We start from the raw sequence: 18,550 nt of genomic DNA, 5'->3' as shown, positions 1-18,550 counted from the left end.
GCAACAAATTGGTAACATTGGCTCGGCACTTGCTATATATGCTTTATGTAATGACTCAGTCGTTTTACATATTTTAAAAACAGCGCATTGTTGCGTACCAATATGGATATAGGAGCTCAAAATGTTTAAAAAATTAACCGTTATTTCTCTATGTAGTGCTGCACTTTTAAGTAGTGTTAATGCTTATGCTAATTGTGATGAAGGAGAAATGGTGATCAAGTTTAGTCATGTTACTAACTCTGACAAGCATCCTAAGGGCGTAGCTGCTTCATTATTAGAGCAACGAGTGAATGCAGAAATGAATGGTAAAGCTTGTATGCAAGTTTTCCCTAACTCAACACTTTACGATGATAACCAAGTATTAGAAGCGCTGTTAAATGGAGATGTACAATTAGCCGCTCCTTCTTTATCTAAGTTTGAAAAAATCACTAAGAAATATCGACTCTTTGATTTGCCGTTTTTATTCGACGATGTTGCTGCTGTTGATAGATTTCAGAACTCTGAAGCGGGCGATAAGTTAAAAAATGCGATGAATCGTCGTGGCCTTAAAGGCTTAGAGTTTTGGCATAACGGTATGAAACAAATGTCGGCGAATAAACCTTTGTTATTACCAAGTGATGCTAAAGGGCTTAAGTTCCGTGTACAAGCTTCTGATGTGTTAGTGGCACAATTTGAACAACTAGGTGCGAATCCTCAAAAAATGTCTTTTAAAGAAGTTTACGGTGGTTTGCAAACTAAAGTTATCGATGGTCAGGAAAATACGTGGTCTAACACTTACGGTAAAAAATTCTTTGAAGTTCAAGATGGCGTTACAGAAACGAATCACGGTATTTTAGACTACTTAGTTGTGACATCTGGCGATTGGTGGGACAACCTACCTGACGATATTCGTACTCAGTTAGGCACCATTTTAAAAGAAGTGACTGAAGTGAGAAATGCTGAGTCAACTATGGTGAATGAAGCTAATAAACAAAATATCATCAAAGCCGGTGGCGTAGTACGTACTCTAACACCTGAGCAACGTGGTGAATGGGTTACTGCTCTTAAACCTGTTTGGAAAAAGTTTGAAAAAGATATCGGTAGTGACTTACTTGAAGCTGCTCAAGCCGCTAACCAATAATATTAACTGTTTAAGCACTGTTTACCATTGTTAGGTAGGCAGTGCCTTAATTAACAGTACAGGTTAACAATATAACTTAAGTTAATAAAAATAATAAAAAGCACAGTAAGTTAAAGGTAAAGGAGTAAGGCAGATGGAAAAGGGAATTTTAACCCGAATAGGCAAAATGACTGATTATATGGAAGAAACCCTAATCGCAGCATTTTTAGGGTTAATGACATTACTAACTTTTGCAAATGTAGTAGTACGTTACGTATTTAACGACAATATTTTATGGGCACTTGAGCTAACTGTATTTATGTTTGCTTGGATGGTCTTAGTAGGTGCCTCTTATGGCATTAAAAAACATTTTCACATTGGTGTTGATGTTGTTATCAATATTGCGCCAAAGGGTTTAAGAAAGACATTTGCCTTGGTCTCTGTATTCTTCTGTTTATTCTTTTCTGTTTCATTATTAATTGGTTCTTGGAATTATTGGGTGCCTTTTATTACTGACCGAGCTTGGTATGAGACGGAAGATATTCCAATGCCTGACATCTTACAGTTTCTTTCAGGTTGGTTTAATGAAGGAGAGCGATACGAAAGACTACCTCGATTTATTCCTTACTTTGCATTGCCTTTAGGTATGGCATTAATGACGTTCAGATTCTTGCAAATCACTTGGTTAATTATGACTAATAAATTAGACCGTATGATTGCCAGTCATGAAGCTGAAGAACAACTAGATGAGTTTCATCAAGAACAAGACAATATTGAACTCAATCAAATTAAGCAAAGCGTTGCCAACAAAAGCAATGAGAAAAAAAATAAAACAGAAAAAGCGAATGTTAACAAGGAGAGTAACTAATGGCTATGTTAATGCTTTTTATTATGGTGATTGCATTGATGATCATCGGCGTGCCTATTGCGATTTCGTTAGGTGCATCAAGTATCGTCTTTTTGATGGTGCATTCTGACGCATCACTAGCGTCTATCGCACAAACATTACTTAATGCGTTTACTGGTCATTATACTTTATTGGCGATCCCTTTCTTCATTCTTGCTTCTAGCTTTATGGCGACGGGTGGTGTAGCTAAACGTATTATTCGATTTGCAATTGCACTGGTTGGGTCATTACGTGGTGGTTTAGCCATGGCATCCGTTGTTGCTTGTATGATGTTTGCTGCTTTATCTGGATCTTCACCCGCAACGGTAGTGGCAATCGGTGGTATTGTTATTGCTGGTATGGTCAAAAATGGTTACACAAAAGAGTTTGCTGCAGGGGTTATTTGTAATGCTGGTACGTTAGGTATTCTGATTCCACCTTCAATAGTTATGGTTGTTTATGCAGCTGCAACCGATGTATCCGTTGGTCGCATGTTCTTAGGTGGCGTTATTCCTGGCCTGTTAGCCGGAGTAATGCTGATGATCGCCATTTATATTTATGCGCGTTATAAGAACATTCCTGCACAACCTTTTGTTGGTTGGGGCGAAGTGTTCAATTCTGCAAAAGATGCTGGTTGGGGATTATTACTGATTGTTATTATCCTTGGTGGTATTTATGGTGGTATTTTTACACCGACTGAAGCTGCTGCTGTTGCCGCTGTGTATGCCTTTATTATTTCAAACTTTGTTTATAAGGATATGGGCCCATTAGCAGATAAGGAACCAGCAGAGAAAAAAGCCAAAGCATATTGGTTTAAAGCGATGCATGTATTCTGCCATGAAGATACGCGCAAGACGTTATATGATGCGGGTAAACTAACCATCATGTTGATGTTCATTGTTGCTAATGCGTTAATTCTTAAACATGTATTAACTGAAGAGCGTATTCCACAAATGATAACAGAGTCAATGTTGTCAGCTGGTTTAGGTCCAATAGAATTCCTAATTGTCGTTAATCTATTATTATTGATTGGCGGCCAGTTTATGGAGCCTTCTGGCTTATTGATTATTGTTGCACCTTTAGTGTTCCCGATTGCGATTGCATTAGGTATTGACCCGATTCACTTAGGCATCATGATGGTGGTAAATATGGAGATAGGGATGATAACTCCTCCCGTTGGTTTGAATCTCTTTGTAACGGCAGGGGTGGCCAAGCTGTCCATGATGAAAGTGGTCAAAGCCTCGTTACCATTAGTAGGGGTGATGTTCTTATTCTTAATGATTGTGACTTATGTACCTTGGGTTTCAACTTGGTTACCTAATATGATGATGGGACCTGAAATCGTCACCAAGTAGAGAGTCAACTAGATTAGTGGCTGTTATAAAACAGTCACTAATCTACATAACAAGTTAAAAAGTTTTAGTTGGTGCTGGTGGTTTATTTACATCAGCACCTTTTTTATGGCCAAGGCTTTTATGCATAACATCTTATATGCACAGACCTTTTTATACATAACACCTTTTATGAACAAGAGATCCAATTCAATTACCTATTTATGACTTATATTCCTCGCCAGTAAAGTTCGCTAATCATTGTCAACAGTTACCGTTATTCTGTTTTAAAATTTTGCTTTTCGATCTCATGTTTTTGCATTTTATCGTATAGCGTTTTACGCGGTAAATTAAGTGCATGCATTGTATTTTTGATACTGCCATTGGTTATACTTAAAGCTTGTTCGATTAATGTTTTTTCAAAGGCTTCTACCTGCTCAGCTAAACTTAATCCGGCGTTAACATCATTATTGACATCATTTAAGTCTGATAAGGAACCTAATAAAATATAACGTTCTGCTGCATTTCGTAATTCACGCACATTACCTGGCCAGTCATGACTTAGTAACGCTTGTAATGAATTTGCGGGTAACGCAGGAGCAGCTTTACCATATCGCGCCGCCGCAATTAATAAAAAGTGATGAAACAATTTGGCGATGTCTTCTTTGCGATGACGTAACGGGGGTAAATCAAGGGTGACCATATTCAGGCGATAGTATAAATCTTGTCTAAAGTTGGGCGCTTCTTTTAAATTTACTTTAGTAGCCGCTATGATACGAATATCCAAATCAATAGCTTTATTTGAACCAACACGCTCTAGACTGCGTTCTTGCAATACTCGTAACAAACGCACTTGTGCCTGCATTGGCATTGACTCAATTTCATCAAGGAATAGCGTACCGCCTTGTGCATATTCAAATTTACCTATTCGTTGTGTATCTGCACCAGTAAATGCGCCTTTCTCATGTCCGTATAATTCACTTTCAATCAAATTTTCTGGTACCGCACCACAGTTGACAGCAACAAAGTTATTGGAACGACGTTGACTTTGTTCGTGCAAGGAGCGAGCTACTAATTCTTTACCTGTCCCTGTTTCACCATAGAGTAATATATCTGCATGGCTATCTGCAACGCGATTAACCATTTGCTTGAGTGTGAGCATGCTGGGAGTGTTGCCGATGATCCGTGGCCCTAATGTTTCTTTATTTTGTAAGGCTTTTTTTAATTCTCTATTTTCAAGTGTGAGTTGACGTTTCTCTAAGGCTTTGCGTGTATGTTCAATTAATCTATCCGATGCAAAGGGTTTTTCGATAAAGTCATAGGCACCATTTCTAATCGCCTCAACGGCCATAGAAATATCCCCGTGCCCTGTTATCAAGATGATCGGTAAGTCGGCATCGCGTTGTTTTAAGGTATTTAATAATTGTAAGCCAGAGATACCGGGTAACCTGATATCCGATATCACCACCAAGGGTAATGTTTCTTTCATTGCAATTAATGCAGACTCGGCATCTGCATAAAATTCTGCTTCTATATCGGCTAAAGCAAACGTTTGTTGGTTAGCTAGACGCATATCTATTTCGTCATCAATAAAAAATACTGTGCTCATTCATTTTCCTTAATCTTGATTTACTTCTGTTACTTTAATCTGACGGTGTTAATTATTGTTTGGTGTTTATATTGTTATTATTGACGGGGAGTGAGATACAGAACTCTGCACCACTGGATACTCTATTTTTAGCCGTTAATGTACCTTGCATATTATTGATGATTTGCTGAGAAATTGATAAACCTAAGCCCAGTCCTGTTTCTTTGGTGGTAAAGAAGGGTTCAAAAAGGTGAGGGAGATGAGCTTCATCGATTCCAGTCCCTTGATCTAATACTTTAATCTTCGCAATATCGGATTCAACAATTAATTCAATTTCAATCAATTTATGATCGCTGTATTGCATCGATTGCAAAGCGTTAGAGAGAAGGTTAACAACAATTTGTTCTAACTGAATAGGTTCTGCTTTTACTTTAATGGAATGTTTAGGTAAATGCATTGTTAGCTCTGTTCTATTGGCTTTTAATTGTGGTTTTAACAGTTCATGGGCGGCGAGAATAACCGGTTGCAAAGCAATTATCTTTAACTCTCCATTGGACTTTCTCGCAAAAGATTTAAGTTGTGAACTTATTTTTGCCATGCGTTCCGTTAAGTGGGTAATACGGCTTAGGTTATTACTCACTTGATCTAACTTATCACGATCTAGGAAAAGCACTGCATTTTCAGCATAAGTACGAATAGCCGATAAGGGATTATTAAGTTCATGGCTAATACTGGCAGACAATTGTCCCAATACGGCTAACTTAGCAGATTGAATCAATTCTTTTTGTGTAGATCTTAATGCGGCTTCAGCCTTATGTCGCTCCTCTACTTCAGCTTGTAATGCAGAAGTACGCTGCATTACGGTAAATTCTAACTTTTGTTTGGACTTTATTTCAGCAAGCACTTGTTCCTGATGACGAGTTTGCTTTTGCTTAATTAAAATAAGGGTCAGGTATAAAAGCATATACAGTAAAGTAATCAATAAGAACAACAAAAGGATATCGAACAGGATTGGGGTAATAGGCGCTAACACGCGTACATTCCATTGTTCATCATCAAAGGCTTTAATTAATGAGAGGTAATAAGTAGGTAGCCACTTTTTATTATCTAATTTTTTATTATCTAACTTTAGGAGGTCGGCGTTAGTGTTTAAATTCCCTGAAATTGGTACATAGTCTATTTTACGCTCAAGGTAGCGACGTGTTTCTCGTAAATCATTTTTTTGCTGCTCTGAGAGTGGAGATAAACTGTGGTAAAGCCATTTGATTTCAGATGAGATAAAAACCACATTATTAAGGTCGGTCACCAAAAAGGATTGTTCTTTGCCTGCCCAATCTTTTTCTATCAAAGATAAGTTCATCTTAATCACTACCACACCAATCGTTTCAGCTGCATAATTAACAGGATATGAAAAGTAGTAACCACGTTTTCCTGAGGTTGACCCTAATGCGAAATAACGTCCAGGAGAGCCTTGAATAGCATCTTGATAGTAGGGACGAAACGCAAAATTATTGCCTATAAAAGTGCTTTTTTTATTCCAATTACTCGCCGCAATGGTAGTGCCATCTTTATCTAATAGGTAGGTATCTGAAGCGCCGACGATTGTGTTGATGGTATTAAGGTGTCGATTAGTTAAATCAAGTTGCGCGCTATTATCAGAAGCCATTAAAGCGTTAATAATAATACCTTGGCGAGACAATAGCTGAGGAATAAATGAAAAATGGCCGAGTTGGCTATCGATATGACGACTGAATCTATCTAGCTGTTGTTGGTTAGTTATTTGTAATTGTTGATAACTGTACTGCCATAGCCAGTGGATGCTTACTAACAAGGTTAAACAATATAAAAATAGCCATAACAAAGTCACTCTGCGTCTGAGGCTATCCATGATCAATACTGCCATTTAAAATCCCTGCTTAACCTAATCCATTTATATGCAATAAAATAACATGTTAGTGATATCGATTATTTGGTATTGGCCGCAACTTTATCCTTTAAAAGGTCACCTTTTATATAAATTTTTATATTTAACATATTGATTCAAATATATTATCTGATTATTTCCAATTAATTTATAGGTGTTTCATTATAGTTAAGGGACTAAAAATATTGCTTATATCAGTATAAACTCCATAAAAAGTATATGGTGCTTGCTTCAATGTGACGAAAGCGAAAAGAGTATGTTATGTTGAATATTAATTATAAAAGGATGTCATATGCAATTACCTGAAATTTTATTGGATAAAAATTTATGTAAAGTTAGAACAATTACCACTTTTGTTAGATTAGACTTTGATCAAACCAAATGGCCTAAAATCATTCAAAAAGCGAACTCGTTTTGCCAAACACTAGCAAATGATTTAAAACAAAATGGTTATATTGTTCAATCTATTCGTATTGTGACTAATGCATTCGCTGAATATATTGATACTACGGATCTAGATTCTGCTCAACGGGATCTTCGTATCTTAAATGAGATGTTAAATAATGGTCAGCAAAGTGGTTTAAGATTACGATTTGCGATCGGTGAAGCGACCAGTGCTCATCAATTAGGATTAATACCAGAGTTGATTAAAGAGTTTGGTGATTTATGTAATGTCTGCGTCAATATAAAGATGGATGAAAATGGTGTTTTAGATAATCAATTGATTGAAGAAGCGACCAAAGCAGTGAATAAGATCAGCCAGATCACTCCCCGCGGAGAAGGTAATTTTAACTTCACTGTTAATTTCAACTGTGATCCTTTGATACCGTATTTTCCTGCTGGTTACAGCAATCAATCCAGTGAAAACAGTTTTGTTATTGGATTAGAAACCCCTGATTTATTAGTGGCAACACTGAAAGCATTTAGTCATCACAATCCGGTCTTAAATCATCAGCAAGCAAGTGCAGGTTATTACAAATCATTGTCCCAACAATTGCAATACCATGTGGATCAAATTAAAAGGGTTATTGAAAACGATCATCTTGATAAAGATTTCAAGTTTGCAGGTTTAGACAGTTCAGCCGCGCCTTCAAAAGATTGTGCAAGTATGACAGAAGTCTATGAATTATTAGGCGTTGAGTACTTTGGTGCATCGGGTACAGTTGAAGCCTCTGCATTATTAACCCGTGTATTTAAATCCATTAAACATATTCCGCTGGTGGGCTTTTCTGGATTGATGCTAGCTCTAACCGAAGATAGAGGATTAGCGGAAGGTAGCCAACTACAGAATTTCGATATACGTTCATTATTAACCTATAGCGCAGTGTGTGGCATTGGATTAGATACTGTGCCTATTCCTGGAGACACACCAATTGATAAAATTTCTGCTTTAATGCGCGATACCGGTACGATGGCCTTTCGATTAAATAAACCACTTACGGTTAGGTTGTTTCCAGTACCTGGTTTAGAAGAGGGTGATATGACTGCTTTTGAAAGTGATGATTTATGTAACTGTGCCGTATTATCGGTACCCTAAGGATTTAATATGTCAGTGATTATTTACGGTGATAGTTTGTCGGGTAATTGTTATAAAATTAAGCTACTTTGTTCACTATTGAATATAGAACACCAGTGGATTGAAGTTAATATTATGGCTGGGGAAACACGCACTAGTGAGTTTTTAGCTATTAATCCAAATGCTAAAATACCTTTGTTGATAACCGAACAAAAGCAAGCGCTTGCTGAATCTAACGCTATCCTTTATTACCTCGCGCAAGGTAGCCAGTTGTTCCCACAATCTGTCTTACAACAATCGTTGTGTTTACAATGGATGTTCTTTGAACAATATAGCCATGAACCCTATATAGCAGTTGCTCGTTTCATTAATAAATACCTAGGCAGCCCTGCAGATAGGTTGCAGGAGCTAGAAAGTAAAAAAGAAGGGGGTAATAGGGCGTTAGCGGTGATGGAAATACAACTTCAGAAAACGCCTTATTTATTAGGGGATGAAATGTCTATCGCCGATATTAGTTTATTTGCTTATACGCATGTGGCCTATGAAGGTGGATTTGATTTAAATGAATTTCCCGCGATCCTTGCTTGGATATCTCGCATTGAGCATCAGAAAGATTTTATCCATATAGGGTAATTTTTGTTAGATACTGTACTGTGTCACACGCGCTGATTATAAAGTGTACACGATCGTTCAAGTGACCCTAAGTTATAACATTTCGTTATAACATTACTAAAGACAGGGATAACACTTAATGGTTTAATACAAAATTACAGATGTGTACACTTTCGCTTCAATCAGACTGAATTAGGCTAAAATATAATGATTATTATGCCTTACCCTCAGGTTTTACTGTAGAATTTAAGTGAACTGCTGATAATAAATTAAATTTATTTATAGATGTTTTCCTGACAACAAAATATTACTTCTTAACATCAATCGATAGTGTTACCTATAAATGGTTCAGCTTTTATCAACTGAATGGTGCTTTGTATTATGTATTTAGTTTGGTTAGTTTTTAAATATTGTAAATAGTCGCTGTAAAGTATCCAGTTATTGATGTTGCATAGCCAACACATAACATAAACCCAAATTGATTTTAGTTAGGAATAATATGAACGTATTTTTTAAAAAAGCATTGGTTGCGCTAGTAGCTGCAACAAGTTTATTAACCGTACCTGCATTTGCACAGGAAACAGTTAAAGTGGGTATGTCAGGTCGTTACTTCCCATTTACATTTTCTAAAAGTGATTTACTTCAGGGCTTTGAAGTGGATGTATGGAATGAAGTTGCAAAACGCGCTGATTATAAAGTTGAATTTGTGACAAGTAGCTTTTCTGGTTTATTTGGCATGTTAGAAGCAGGACACATTGATACTATAGCAAACCAAATTACCATTACAGAAGCACGTACTGCTAAATATGCATTCTCAATTCCTTATGTGATCGACGGTGTTCAAATCACTGTTCGTAAAGGACGGGATGATATCCAAGGTGTTGAAGATCTTAAGGGCAAAAAAGTTGCAGTTAATTTAGGGAGTAACTTTGAGCAAGTATTACGTAAAATTGATACAAGCAATGAAATCAATATTGTTACTTACGATACAGGTATTGCGCAAGATGTAGCATTAGGCCGTGCTGATGCATTCGTAATGGACCGAGTTTCTTCTGCACAGTTAATTAAAAAAGCTGGGTTACCTTTACAATTAGCAGGTAAACCTTTTGAAAAAATTGAAAATGCAATGCCATTTTTAAATAAACCATCACAATTGATTATTCGTGACAAAGTTAATAAGGCACTTGAAGCAATGCGTGCAGATGGGAAATTAGCTGAAATTTCAAACAAATGGTTTGATACTGACATCACGCAATAATATTAATCCTTAAAGAGTCGTTTTTATGCAAAGTTCATTTGATTTTCAATACATAATTGAATTAATGCCCATTTTATTAAAATATCTTGGGGTGACAATGGAAATGGCACTTTGGGGGTTTGTATTTGCATTAATACTCGCGCTGGGGTTAGCCCTAGTGCGTGTATTTAAAATTACTTTTATACAACACCTTGTCTCTCTCTATATTTCCTTTTTTCGTGGCACGCCATTATTAGTACAACTGTTTCTTTTGTATTATGGATTCCCACAATTCATGCCTATTTTTGTTGGTATGGATGCTTTTACCGCAGCTATTATAGGCCTTTCATTACACTTTTCTGCGTATATGGCTGAAAGTATTCGAGCTGCAATTTTAGGCATAGATAAATCACAAATGGAAGCCTGTTTAAGTTTAGGGATGACACGTTTACAAGCAATGAAACGTGTTATTTTGCCACAGGCTTCACGTGTCGCAACCCCCTCATTAATGAACTATTTCATCGACATGATTAAAAGTACGTCATTGGCGTTTACATTAGGTGTTGTTGAAATTATGGCGAAAGCGCAAATGGAAGCCTCTTCAAGCTTCAAGTTTTTTGAAAGTTTTCTTGCTGTAGCCATTGTTTATTGGGTTGTTGTTATCATCTTTACACGTATACAGCATCTTCTAGAATACAAACTTAATAAGGCTTATTAATCATGATCAAAGTAACCAGTCTAACTAAGAAGTTTGGCGATTTAGAAGTACTTAAAGATATCAATTTTGAAGTCTCCCAGGGTGAAATAATTGTTATTATTGGTCCATCTGGTACCGGTAAATCTACCTTATTGCGTTGCCTTAATTACCTTGAAACACCAACTAGTGGTCAAATACACATTGGTGATGTCAATATTGATGCATCGTCACATACCGCAAAAGAAGTGACTGCGTTACGTAAACAGAGTAGCTTTGTATTCCAAAACTATTCTCTATTTGCCAACAAAACTGCGCTGCAAAATGTAGCTGAAAGTTTAATTACGGTTTGGGGAGTACCTAAAACGGAAGCGTTAGCAAAATCCGAGGCTATTCTAATAAAAGTCGGCTTAAAAGATAAACTTCACATTTATCCTTCACAATTATCTGGCGGTCAACAGCAGCGTGTTGGTATTGCTAGAGCAATGGCAGCGAAGGGTGAAGTTATTCTATTTGATGAGCCTACTTCGGCATTAGATCCTGAATGGGTTGATGAAGTATTAGCAGTAATGAAGCAATTGGCCGTTGAAAGACAGACCATGATTGTCGTTACCCATGAAATGCAATTTGCAAAAGAAGTCGCCGATACGGTTATTTTTATGGAAGATGGATATATTGTCGAACAAGGTTCGCCACAACAAATTTTTGAAAATCCGCAGCATCAACGTACTAAAGCATTTGTAAAAAGAGCGTTAAAAAAAGGATATTAACTTTAGGTTAGTAAACTTGATTATTTTGTATCCGTCATCATTCAGCTATAGAAATAGTAATACAGTTTGAATGGTAACGGGTGAATACAAAAACAACAATCAACCACTATACAAGCTTATTCTTTAACTTCTCTGCCTTTAAATTTTTTATCAAAACATCTCTTTGATAAATATCATTTAACATTTAAATTCAACTATTTAACTACATTTATTTGTTATAATACTAGCCATTAGTTAATTTCGATTTCAATACTTTTAATTCAAACACATTAATTTAAAAATAAAGGGCTTTACAATGCAAGAGCAAAAATTAATCGACTATGGACCGTTGGCGGTGTTAGTAGGCACATGGGAAGGAAATAAAGGTAAAGATCTTGCTCCGGAACCTGATGGTACTGAACATAATGAATATTATGAAACTATTGTGTTTACCGAAGCCGTTGATTTAGCAAATGCAGAAGAAGAAAGATTGAGCGCTGTACATTATACTCAAAAAGTACAACGTATTAGTAATAATAAAATAATTCACCAAGAAACCGGATATTGGATGTGGCAACAGGGTACTGATAAAGTGATGCACTCTTTAACTACTCCTCGTGGAATTTGTGTACTTGCGGGCGGCACATCATCGCAACAAGAAAATACAACAATATTCTCAGTGGCAGCATCGTTAGATAGTGAACAGTGTCCTATTATCCAAAGTTGCTTCTTGGTACAAAAAGCGAAAACTAAAAGTTACAAACAACAATTACAGGTATCGGGTAATACACTTCAATACCAACAAAATATGTTACTCGATATTTATGGTAGAGAGTTTGATCATAATGATAAAAATACCTTAACTAAAATAACGTAAACATTTCTGATTGCTGTAAACAGAGGCAATTTAGCCATCGCGACTTATGTTTTAGTAACTATCTTTTTAACAAATTGCCGTGAGCTATATAGATGCTTATCAACGGATTTGAAGGAATATTAGTTTATCATGATGATTTAAATACTCTTTCGCAAGCTGCCATCTATAGTTTGAAAGTGTTAATTTAAAACTATAGATGTGTCGAAATAATTTACATTTTTAAATTCTACCTATATTGGTATATATAAATAGTAGTAGTAACAATGGCTTGCTAACTTGGCCTTATAATTGCTTATTACATCGTAATTATTAATTAAGAGGTAAACATGAAAAAAACTTATACGATTATAGCGTTAGTCACAGGTTTATATTCACAGGTTGGTGTCGCAGGGCCGATAGAGTTGCTCAATGAATATAACCTGATTGTATTTGGTGATTTACAGTCAAATAGTGAAGTTGAAGGTAAAACGTTAGTCGGTGGTAATATCTCAGGTCCTGCATCAAATTATGGTATTAAGCTAGCACCTGCTGTTAATGCATTAGTGGTAGGTGGTAACGTAACATCAGGCTCGACTATCAATGCAAATGGACACACAGTCACGGTTGCTGGAAATAATAATGGAACAATAAACTCAGCGCTTACCGTTACAGGGTCTTCGCCAGTGGATTTTGGTTTAGTGAAAAATGAATTGACAGATTTTTCATCTTACTTAGCTAACCTCAATGCCAACTCTTTATTGGACTCACCAAATGGTAACCAACCAAGCGCTGCAAATTTTAATATTGATTCAAGTGTTGGTAATGGAATGGCTGTATTTAATATCGATACTAGTGACTTATTTGGTAATGGTTTAGTACAACAATACGATATTAAATTTGCTAACCAATCTCCATCTGCTGTAGTAATAAATGTCGCAGGAGAGAATATCACAGATGCAAGTTTGGGTAATCCCGTCGGTGGATTTAACAAAGCTAATAGTGATTTTATAATTTGGAATTTTTATGAAGCTATTGATATTAAATTAGATAAACGTTTGCAGGGTAGTCTATTAGCACCTTTAGCAACATTAACTATTTCTAATTATATTGAAGGTTCTGTAGTAGTTGATAACTTTTACCAAAACGGTGAGATACATAACCCAGTGTTTAATGGTGATATCGCTTATAACCCAATTCCGACAGTAAGTGTTCCTACTCCCGTACCAGCTCCTTCTTCTTTATTGATATTTGCGGCTGCTTTACTTGGTCTCGGTTTATGGCGTCGTAAAACCTCTATAGATAAATAACCTATAGCAACGCTTCCGATAAAAAAAACACTACCAATATAGAGATGAGGTCACCAATAGTTGGTGGCCTTTTTTATGAAAGTAAAAAATGGCAAAAAAAATCATCTACAAAAAAGCCGCTAAGTAGGTAGCTACTAGCGGCTTTATTATATTTATTAAAGCTAAGAAAATGTACTAAAACCATTAGGCTTGTAACATTTAGCTTATAAATTTAGTAGGGTAGTTAACTTTATTTGCTATGACGTTGTTTTAGCTTAGCAGCAACATCTGCTAATGATAAACCTTCGTTTTGAAGTAATACAGTTAGGTGATAGATAAGATCTGCACTTTCACAGGTTAACTCATCCATATCTTTTGCCATTGCAGCTAGTGCAACTTCAACACCTTCTTCACCTACTTTTTGTGAGATACGTTTAGTGCCACGTGCATACAAACTGGCAGTATAACTACTTTCAGGATCTGCACCTTTACGGCTTTTGATCACTTGTTCTAAGTCAGATAGAAAGCTTAATGATGGTTCTAGATCATTTTTAAAACAAGTTTCATTCCCTAAATGACAAGTTGGCCCAATTGGTTCAACAATGGCAAGTAATGTGTCATTGTCACAATCAGAACTAATCTCAATTACATTTAAAAAGTTACCTGACTGTTCACCTTTACACCATAAACGTTGTTTTGTGCGGCTGAAAAAAGTCATTTTTCCAGATTCAAGCGTTGCCGCTAATGATTCTTGATTAACGTAACCCAACATTAAAACTTTGCCCGACGTTTTATTTTGCACAACAACTGGCATTAGGTTATCTACTTTTGCCCAATCCAGTGATTGAAGCTGTTCTTGTTTCATTAAACTCATAAACGAATCGCTACCTTTTGTGTTTGAAGGTAAGATTTTAACTCACCAATATTAATTATTTGTTTGTGGAACACGCTTGCTGCTAGAGCTCCATCTACATCAGCTTGATTGAAAACATCGGCAAAATGCTCCATTTCACCAGCACCACCTGAAGCAATTAACGGAATGGTGCAAATTGCTCGCGCTTGACTCAATTGGTCAATATCATAACCGCATCGAACACCATCTTGATTCATCACATTAAGAACAACTTCACCAGCGCCACGTGATTGAACTTCTTTAATCCAATCAAAGGTATTCCATTTAGTTGTAATTGTTGCATGCTCATTACCGGTAAATTGCTTAACTTGATGTTGACCTGTTTCTTGGTCAAAGTATGAATCAATACCAATAACGATGCACTGTGTACCAAATTTTTCTGCTAAACGATTAATTAGACTAGGATCGGCTAAAGCAGGGCTGTTGATCGAAACTTTATCAGCTCCAAATTCAAGAATACGCTGTGCGTCCTGTTCAGTTTTAATGCCACCGGCAACACAAAAAGGAATATCAATCACTTCTGCTACGCGGCTTACCCAACTTTTATCAACAACACGGTCATCTGAACTTGCTGTAATATCATAAAAAACCAGTTCATCAGCACCTTCTTCAGCATAACGTTTAGCAAGCGGTACGATATCGCCTACGATTTCGTGGTTACGAAATTGTACACCTTTTACTACTTGCCCATCTTTAACATCTAAACAAGGAATGATACGTTTTGCTAACATAATAAAAATCCCTTTAATAAATTATTATACATCAATATGTTACCTATTTTATTCATTAGCTTTAGTTCCATCAGCATTGTAAATGCACAGAGAAATATAATTACTCACTAATATTTTTAGTTTGTTATTCACGTCAATGCACTAAGTATATAATTATTCTCACTTATCTTGAACGACTATTTTAATTTTAGTGCTTCAATTTATACTCATCAAAGAGCATTACCTATCACAGGGCTTTATTCGGTCATTATCGCGACACAAAATCATAATATTTAAATAGTTCAGAGGCTAATTGATCAAATCCATTATTGTTTGTCTGTATTGCTATTTTTCGAAGTGCATTAATTAATCGAGCTTATTATGCGAATCTAGGGATAAATAAAACAGTATAAAAGATCTAAATGCATTTTAGTTTCGTATTAACCGTCAACGAATAGAAAGATGGTTAGGAGTTAACATGTTAGTGAATATGATTGGATTTAATTTTGCTTGGTTCGGCCTCATATATTGGGGGAACATATTTATACCTGTTGCGCTACTAATGTTAGCTATTCATTTACTGATTTTATCTGATAATAAAAATGAGGCAAAGCTTGTTTTAGTGATCACCGTGATCGGTGTTTCAATCGATTCAATGCTTAATTATAGTAACTTCTTCATTTTTATGGGTTCTGGTTATACGCCGTTCTGGTTAATCGTACTGTGGGCATGTTTTGCAAGTACGGTTTCACATAGTTTATCTTTTTTAAAGCATTCTAAATTGTTACAAGTCAGTGTCGGATTTTTTATTGCACCTCTCAGTTATATTGTGGCTGGAGAGAAATTCAATGCCGTTGATTTTTCATATCCACTCGTTGAAACGTATCTAGTGCTTGGCGTAATTTGGGCGTTGTTATTCATTGTTATATTTTTATTAAAGTCACTGATCTTGGTTAAAAGCAGTGCTGATTCGTTTAAATCAGCCAATACACGATCAAACGATGTTGCTTTTACTAAATTAAAAACAGATAAATCGGCAGATAGAGAGTATCCAAATGTTTAAAAAAATAAGCTATGTGGGATTGTTATCATTTGCATTGTTTTTCAGCAATGACATAAATGCGCAAAATAAGACAGATGATAAAGCGCAGTGGCCTACAACATTGTCAAATTTTCAACAACAGAATGAGTTGAAAGTGGTTGGCAATGCGATTTTTTCAGTACTATTTTGGGATCTTTATAAGAGCCAATTATCAACAGGTTCAGGTAAATATCCACAATCATCTAATCACGATAACTTAATTTATAAAATTGATTATTTAAAGGATGTAACGGCTGTAGATTTAGTTGATTACACCATTGAACAATGGCAGCACTTAGCAGTAAGTGAGCAACTATATAAAGACTACTTACCGCAATTAAAGGCTATTTGGCCGAACATAAAAGCAGGAGATAGTTTGGCGTTAGTAGTGAAAAATAATTCAAGTGCATTTTATTATAACGGTGAATTGTTAGGTGCTATGGATGGAGAGAATTTTGCTCCTTTATTTTTAGATATTTGGTTATCAAAAGAGACCAGCGAGCCTAAATTACGTGAGCAATTGTTAGGGAGAACAGTTAATGATTAAGTTTAAAAAAGTAATGAATAATGCTAAAAAATCGCTCCTTAAATATAAAAAAGTTATGTCGGTTGCTTTAACGTCTGTTTTAACATCGACACTATTAATGAGTTGCTCTGCAAATATAGAAGATTACCAACAGCAGGGTAAACAATTTGACCTTAAACAGTATTTTAATGGGGATTTAATTGCCTGGGGAACATTACAGGATAGAAGCGATAAAGTAACGAGACGTTTCTGTGTTGAATTATCCGGTAGGTGGCAGGGTGATAGCGGAGTATTAGCTGAGAAATTTTATTTTGACGATGGCGAAATCAGTTACCGAAATTGGTTATTGACCAAACAACATGATGGTAGTTACTTAGGCACCGCTGAAGATGTAATTGGAACAGCAGTAGGTAAGCATCAAGGTTTTGCTTTCCAACTGCAATATACATTAGCGTTGCAAGTTGATGAAAGCACTTACAACGTCACCATGAATGATTGGATGTATCAGTTGGATGAATATCGAGTAATGAACAAAACGTCAATATCTAAGCTTGGTTTTAATGTTGCGAATGTGACGTTGTTTTTTGATAAGCAATTGCCGGTTAAAAAGTGTCAATAAAAATGAATAGAGCGTCTTACAGAAAAAATTATTTCGTGATTAGCTATTAATGACTAATCAGAAGAGATAAATACAAAGGTATTAAATAGGATAATAAATGCACAATAAAACAGTTAATTTACCCCTTTTTCCACTGAGCATCTTTTTGCTACCAGGTGGCATAACTCGCTTAAGGATCTTTGAAGCGCGTTATTTAAAAATGGTGAGCTTAGCAACAAGTAATGGCGGCTTTATTATTTGTCCTGATATAGACAATAAGTCAGAGCAGTTGGCTATTTGGGGAAGCTGGGTTGAGATTATTAATTTTGATCAAGGTGATGATGGTGTATTAGAAATAGATGTAAAATGTAAAACGTTAGTACAAGTAAATCAGGTTGATCAAAATAAGGAGCAACTTCACTTTGCAACAGCTGTTCCTTTCAAACACTGGGCGGAAAATGAATCATCTGTAGCAATTCCTCTGTTAATGGATTCATTACAGTCGTTAGTAGAGAGTAATGGTTTATTGAAAGACTTATATGATCATAACTTGCAACTAAACCCTTATTGGGTTGTAGCAAGGTGGATTGAATTGTTACCTATCCCATTTGATGTTAAAAACTCGTTCATTTACGAATCCACATATTCTGAAGCAGAAAAACTGGTTAGTTCGATCATTGCTGAGCAATTATGAGTGCTTAAGAAGCTGTAAATAACTACCTTGTGAATGGCTACTATGCTGGATTAAAATTAAATGCTACAACTGAAGTATCGGCATGTGTTTATTTTATATCCAGTGGCCGCATCAATTATCACATAACCTCCGCAAAACTATTCCTATGACTTATTTTACGAATGTAATACTCTAATAATTATAATTATTTCAATTAATGCAATTATTTTAGTGAGAAGGTGATCCGTTTTTAATTTACCTGCGTATTACC

The 18,550-nt window shown here is 35.9% G+C and carries 18 protein-coding genes; 14 read left to right on the top strand and 4 right to left on the bottom strand.

Annotated features, from left to right (window positions below; genetic code table 11):
• Positions 1 to 121: 121 nt before the first annotated feature.
• From MT390_RS03315 to MT390_RS03305, 3 genes are all read left to right on the top strand, one after another.
• The gene (locus MT390_RS03315; protein ID WP_166371448.1) at positions 122 to 1,120 is read left to right on the top strand and encodes a TRAP transporter substrate-binding protein; all 999 of its coding nucleotides are present in this window, start codon (positions 122 to 124) and stop codon (positions 1,118 to 1,120) included.
• Positions 1,121 to 1,253: 133 nt separating this feature from the next.
• Positions 1,254 to 1,967: a TRAP transporter small permease gene (locus tag MT390_RS03310; protein ID WP_166371450.1), complete on the top strand. Its 714-nt coding sequence runs from the start codon at positions 1,254 to 1,256 to the stop codon at positions 1,965 to 1,967.
• On the top strand, positions 1,967 to 3,340 hold the full coding sequence (locus tag MT390_RS03305; RefSeq protein WP_166371452.1) for a TRAP transporter large permease: 1,374 nt from the start codon (positions 1,967 to 1,969) through the stop codon (positions 3,338 to 3,340). The genes MT390_RS03310 and MT390_RS03305 overlap by 1 nt, the downstream gene beginning before the upstream one ends.
• 253 nt (positions 3,341 to 3,593) lie before the next feature.
• Here MT390_RS03305 and MT390_RS03300 read toward each other — a convergent pair whose 3' ends face one another.
• On the bottom strand, positions 3,594 to 4,925 hold the full coding sequence (locus MT390_RS03300; RefSeq protein ID WP_499439587.1) for a sigma-54-dependent transcriptional regulator: 1,332 nt from the start codon (positions 4,923 to 4,925) through the stop codon (positions 3,594 to 3,596).
• A 52-nt stretch (positions 4,926 to 4,977) separates the two neighbouring features.
• Positions 4,978 to 6,807, bottom strand: coding sequence for a sensor histidine kinase (locus tag MT390_RS03295; RefSeq protein ID WP_499439585.1), 1,830 nt, complete (start codon positions 6,805 to 6,807; stop codon positions 4,978 to 4,980).
• Positions 6,808 to 7,120: 313 nt separating this feature from the next.
• On the opposite strand from MT390_RS03295, the gene MT390_RS03290 reads away from it, so the two are divergent.
• The 7 genes from MT390_RS03290 to MT390_RS03260 all read left to right on the top strand — a co-directional run bounded on the left by MT390_RS03290 (position 7,121) and on the right by MT390_RS03260 (position 13,799).
• Positions 7,121 to 8,365 (top strand): DUF711 family protein, encoded by a 1,245-nt coding sequence (locus MT390_RS03290; RefSeq protein ID WP_499439584.1) that lies wholly within the window; start codon positions 7,121 to 7,123, stop codon positions 8,363 to 8,365.
• A 9-nt stretch (positions 8,366 to 8,374) separates the two neighbouring features.
• The gene (locus tag MT390_RS03285) at positions 8,375 to 8,977 is read left to right on the top strand and encodes a glutathione S-transferase family protein (protein ID WP_499439582.1); all 603 of its coding nucleotides are present in this window, start codon (positions 8,375 to 8,377) and stop codon (positions 8,975 to 8,977) included.
• 478 nt (positions 8,978 to 9,455) lie between these two features.
• Positions 9,456 to 10,214 (top strand): amino acid ABC transporter substrate-binding protein, encoded by a 759-nt coding sequence (locus MT390_RS03280; RefSeq protein WP_499439581.1) that lies wholly within the window; start codon positions 9,456 to 9,458, stop codon positions 10,212 to 10,214.
• Between the two features lie 25 nt (positions 10,215 to 10,239).
• On the top strand, positions 10,240 to 10,911 hold the full coding sequence (locus MT390_RS03275; RefSeq protein ID WP_499439579.1) for an amino acid ABC transporter permease: 672 nt from the start codon (positions 10,240 to 10,242) through the stop codon (positions 10,909 to 10,911).
• 2 nt (positions 10,912 to 10,913) lie between these two features.
• The gene (locus tag MT390_RS03270) at positions 10,914 to 11,657 is read left to right on the top strand and encodes an amino acid ABC transporter ATP-binding protein (RefSeq protein ID WP_499439577.1); all 744 of its coding nucleotides are present in this window, start codon (positions 10,914 to 10,916) and stop codon (positions 11,655 to 11,657) included.
• A gap of 295 nt (positions 11,658 to 11,952) precedes the next feature.
• A complete protein-coding gene (locus MT390_RS03265; protein WP_499439576.1) occupies positions 11,953 to 12,513 on the top strand; it encodes a heme-binding beta-barrel domain-containing protein in 561 nt (186 codons plus the stop codon).
• A gap of 326 nt (positions 12,514 to 12,839) precedes the next feature.
• On the top strand, positions 12,840 to 13,799 hold the full coding sequence (locus MT390_RS03260; protein ID WP_499439574.1) for a collagen-binding domain-containing protein: 960 nt from the start codon (positions 12,840 to 12,842) through the stop codon (positions 13,797 to 13,799).
• A 229-nt stretch (positions 13,800 to 14,028) separates the two neighbouring features.
• Here the strand turns inward: MT390_RS03260 and hisIE are convergent, their stop codons facing one another.
• On the bottom strand, positions 14,029 to 14,652 hold the full coding sequence (gene hisIE, locus MT390_RS03255; RefSeq protein ID WP_499439572.1) for a bifunctional phosphoribosyl-AMP cyclohydrolase/phosphoribosyl-ATP diphosphatase HisIE: 624 nt from the start codon (positions 14,650 to 14,652) through the stop codon (positions 14,029 to 14,031).
• A complete protein-coding gene (gene hisF, locus MT390_RS03250) occupies positions 14,649 to 15,422 on the bottom strand; it encodes an imidazole glycerol phosphate synthase subunit HisF (protein WP_299667670.1) in 774 nt (257 codons plus the stop codon). The genes hisIE and hisF overlap by 4 nt, the downstream gene beginning before the upstream one ends.
• 457 nt (positions 15,423 to 15,879) lie before the next feature.
• Here hisF and MT390_RS03245 point away from each other — a divergent pair, with 457 nt between their 5' ends.
• The 4 genes from MT390_RS03245 (at position 15,880) to MT390_RS03230 (ending at position 18,300) form a co-directional block, all read left to right on the top strand.
• Complete coding sequence (locus tag MT390_RS03245) at positions 15,880 to 16,464, top strand: DUF2878 domain-containing protein (RefSeq protein WP_166372884.1); 585 nt, start codon at positions 15,880 to 15,882, stop codon at positions 16,462 to 16,464.
• Complete coding sequence (locus MT390_RS03240) at positions 16,457 to 17,029, top strand: chalcone isomerase family protein (protein ID WP_499439570.1); 573 nt, start codon at positions 16,457 to 16,459, stop codon at positions 17,027 to 17,029. Before MT390_RS03245 ends, MT390_RS03240 begins: the two co-directional genes overlap by 8 nt.
• Positions 17,022 to 17,627 carry a DUF3833 domain-containing protein gene (locus tag MT390_RS03235; RefSeq protein WP_499439568.1) on the top strand — a complete coding sequence of 202 codons (606 nt, stop codon included), beginning with the start codon at positions 17,022 to 17,024 and terminating at the stop codon, positions 17,625 to 17,627. The genes MT390_RS03240 and MT390_RS03235 overlap by 8 nt, the downstream gene beginning before the upstream one ends.
• 97 nt (positions 17,628 to 17,724) lie before the next feature.
• Positions 17,725 to 18,300 carry an LON peptidase substrate-binding domain-containing protein gene (locus MT390_RS03230; RefSeq protein WP_166372886.1) on the top strand — a complete coding sequence of 192 codons (576 nt, stop codon included), beginning with the start codon at positions 17,725 to 17,727 and terminating at the stop codon, positions 18,298 to 18,300.
• Positions 18,301 to 18,550: the final 250 nt, after the last annotated feature.

Origin of the sequence: Vibrio sp. 2-Bac 85 (genome assembly GCF_037546705.1) — a bacterium.
GTDB lineage: Bacteria > Pseudomonadota > Gammaproteobacteria > Enterobacterales > Psychromonadaceae > Psychromonas.
Note: the sequence above shows the minus strand (reverse complement) of the source record. Positions and strands in the feature narration are given on the sequence as shown.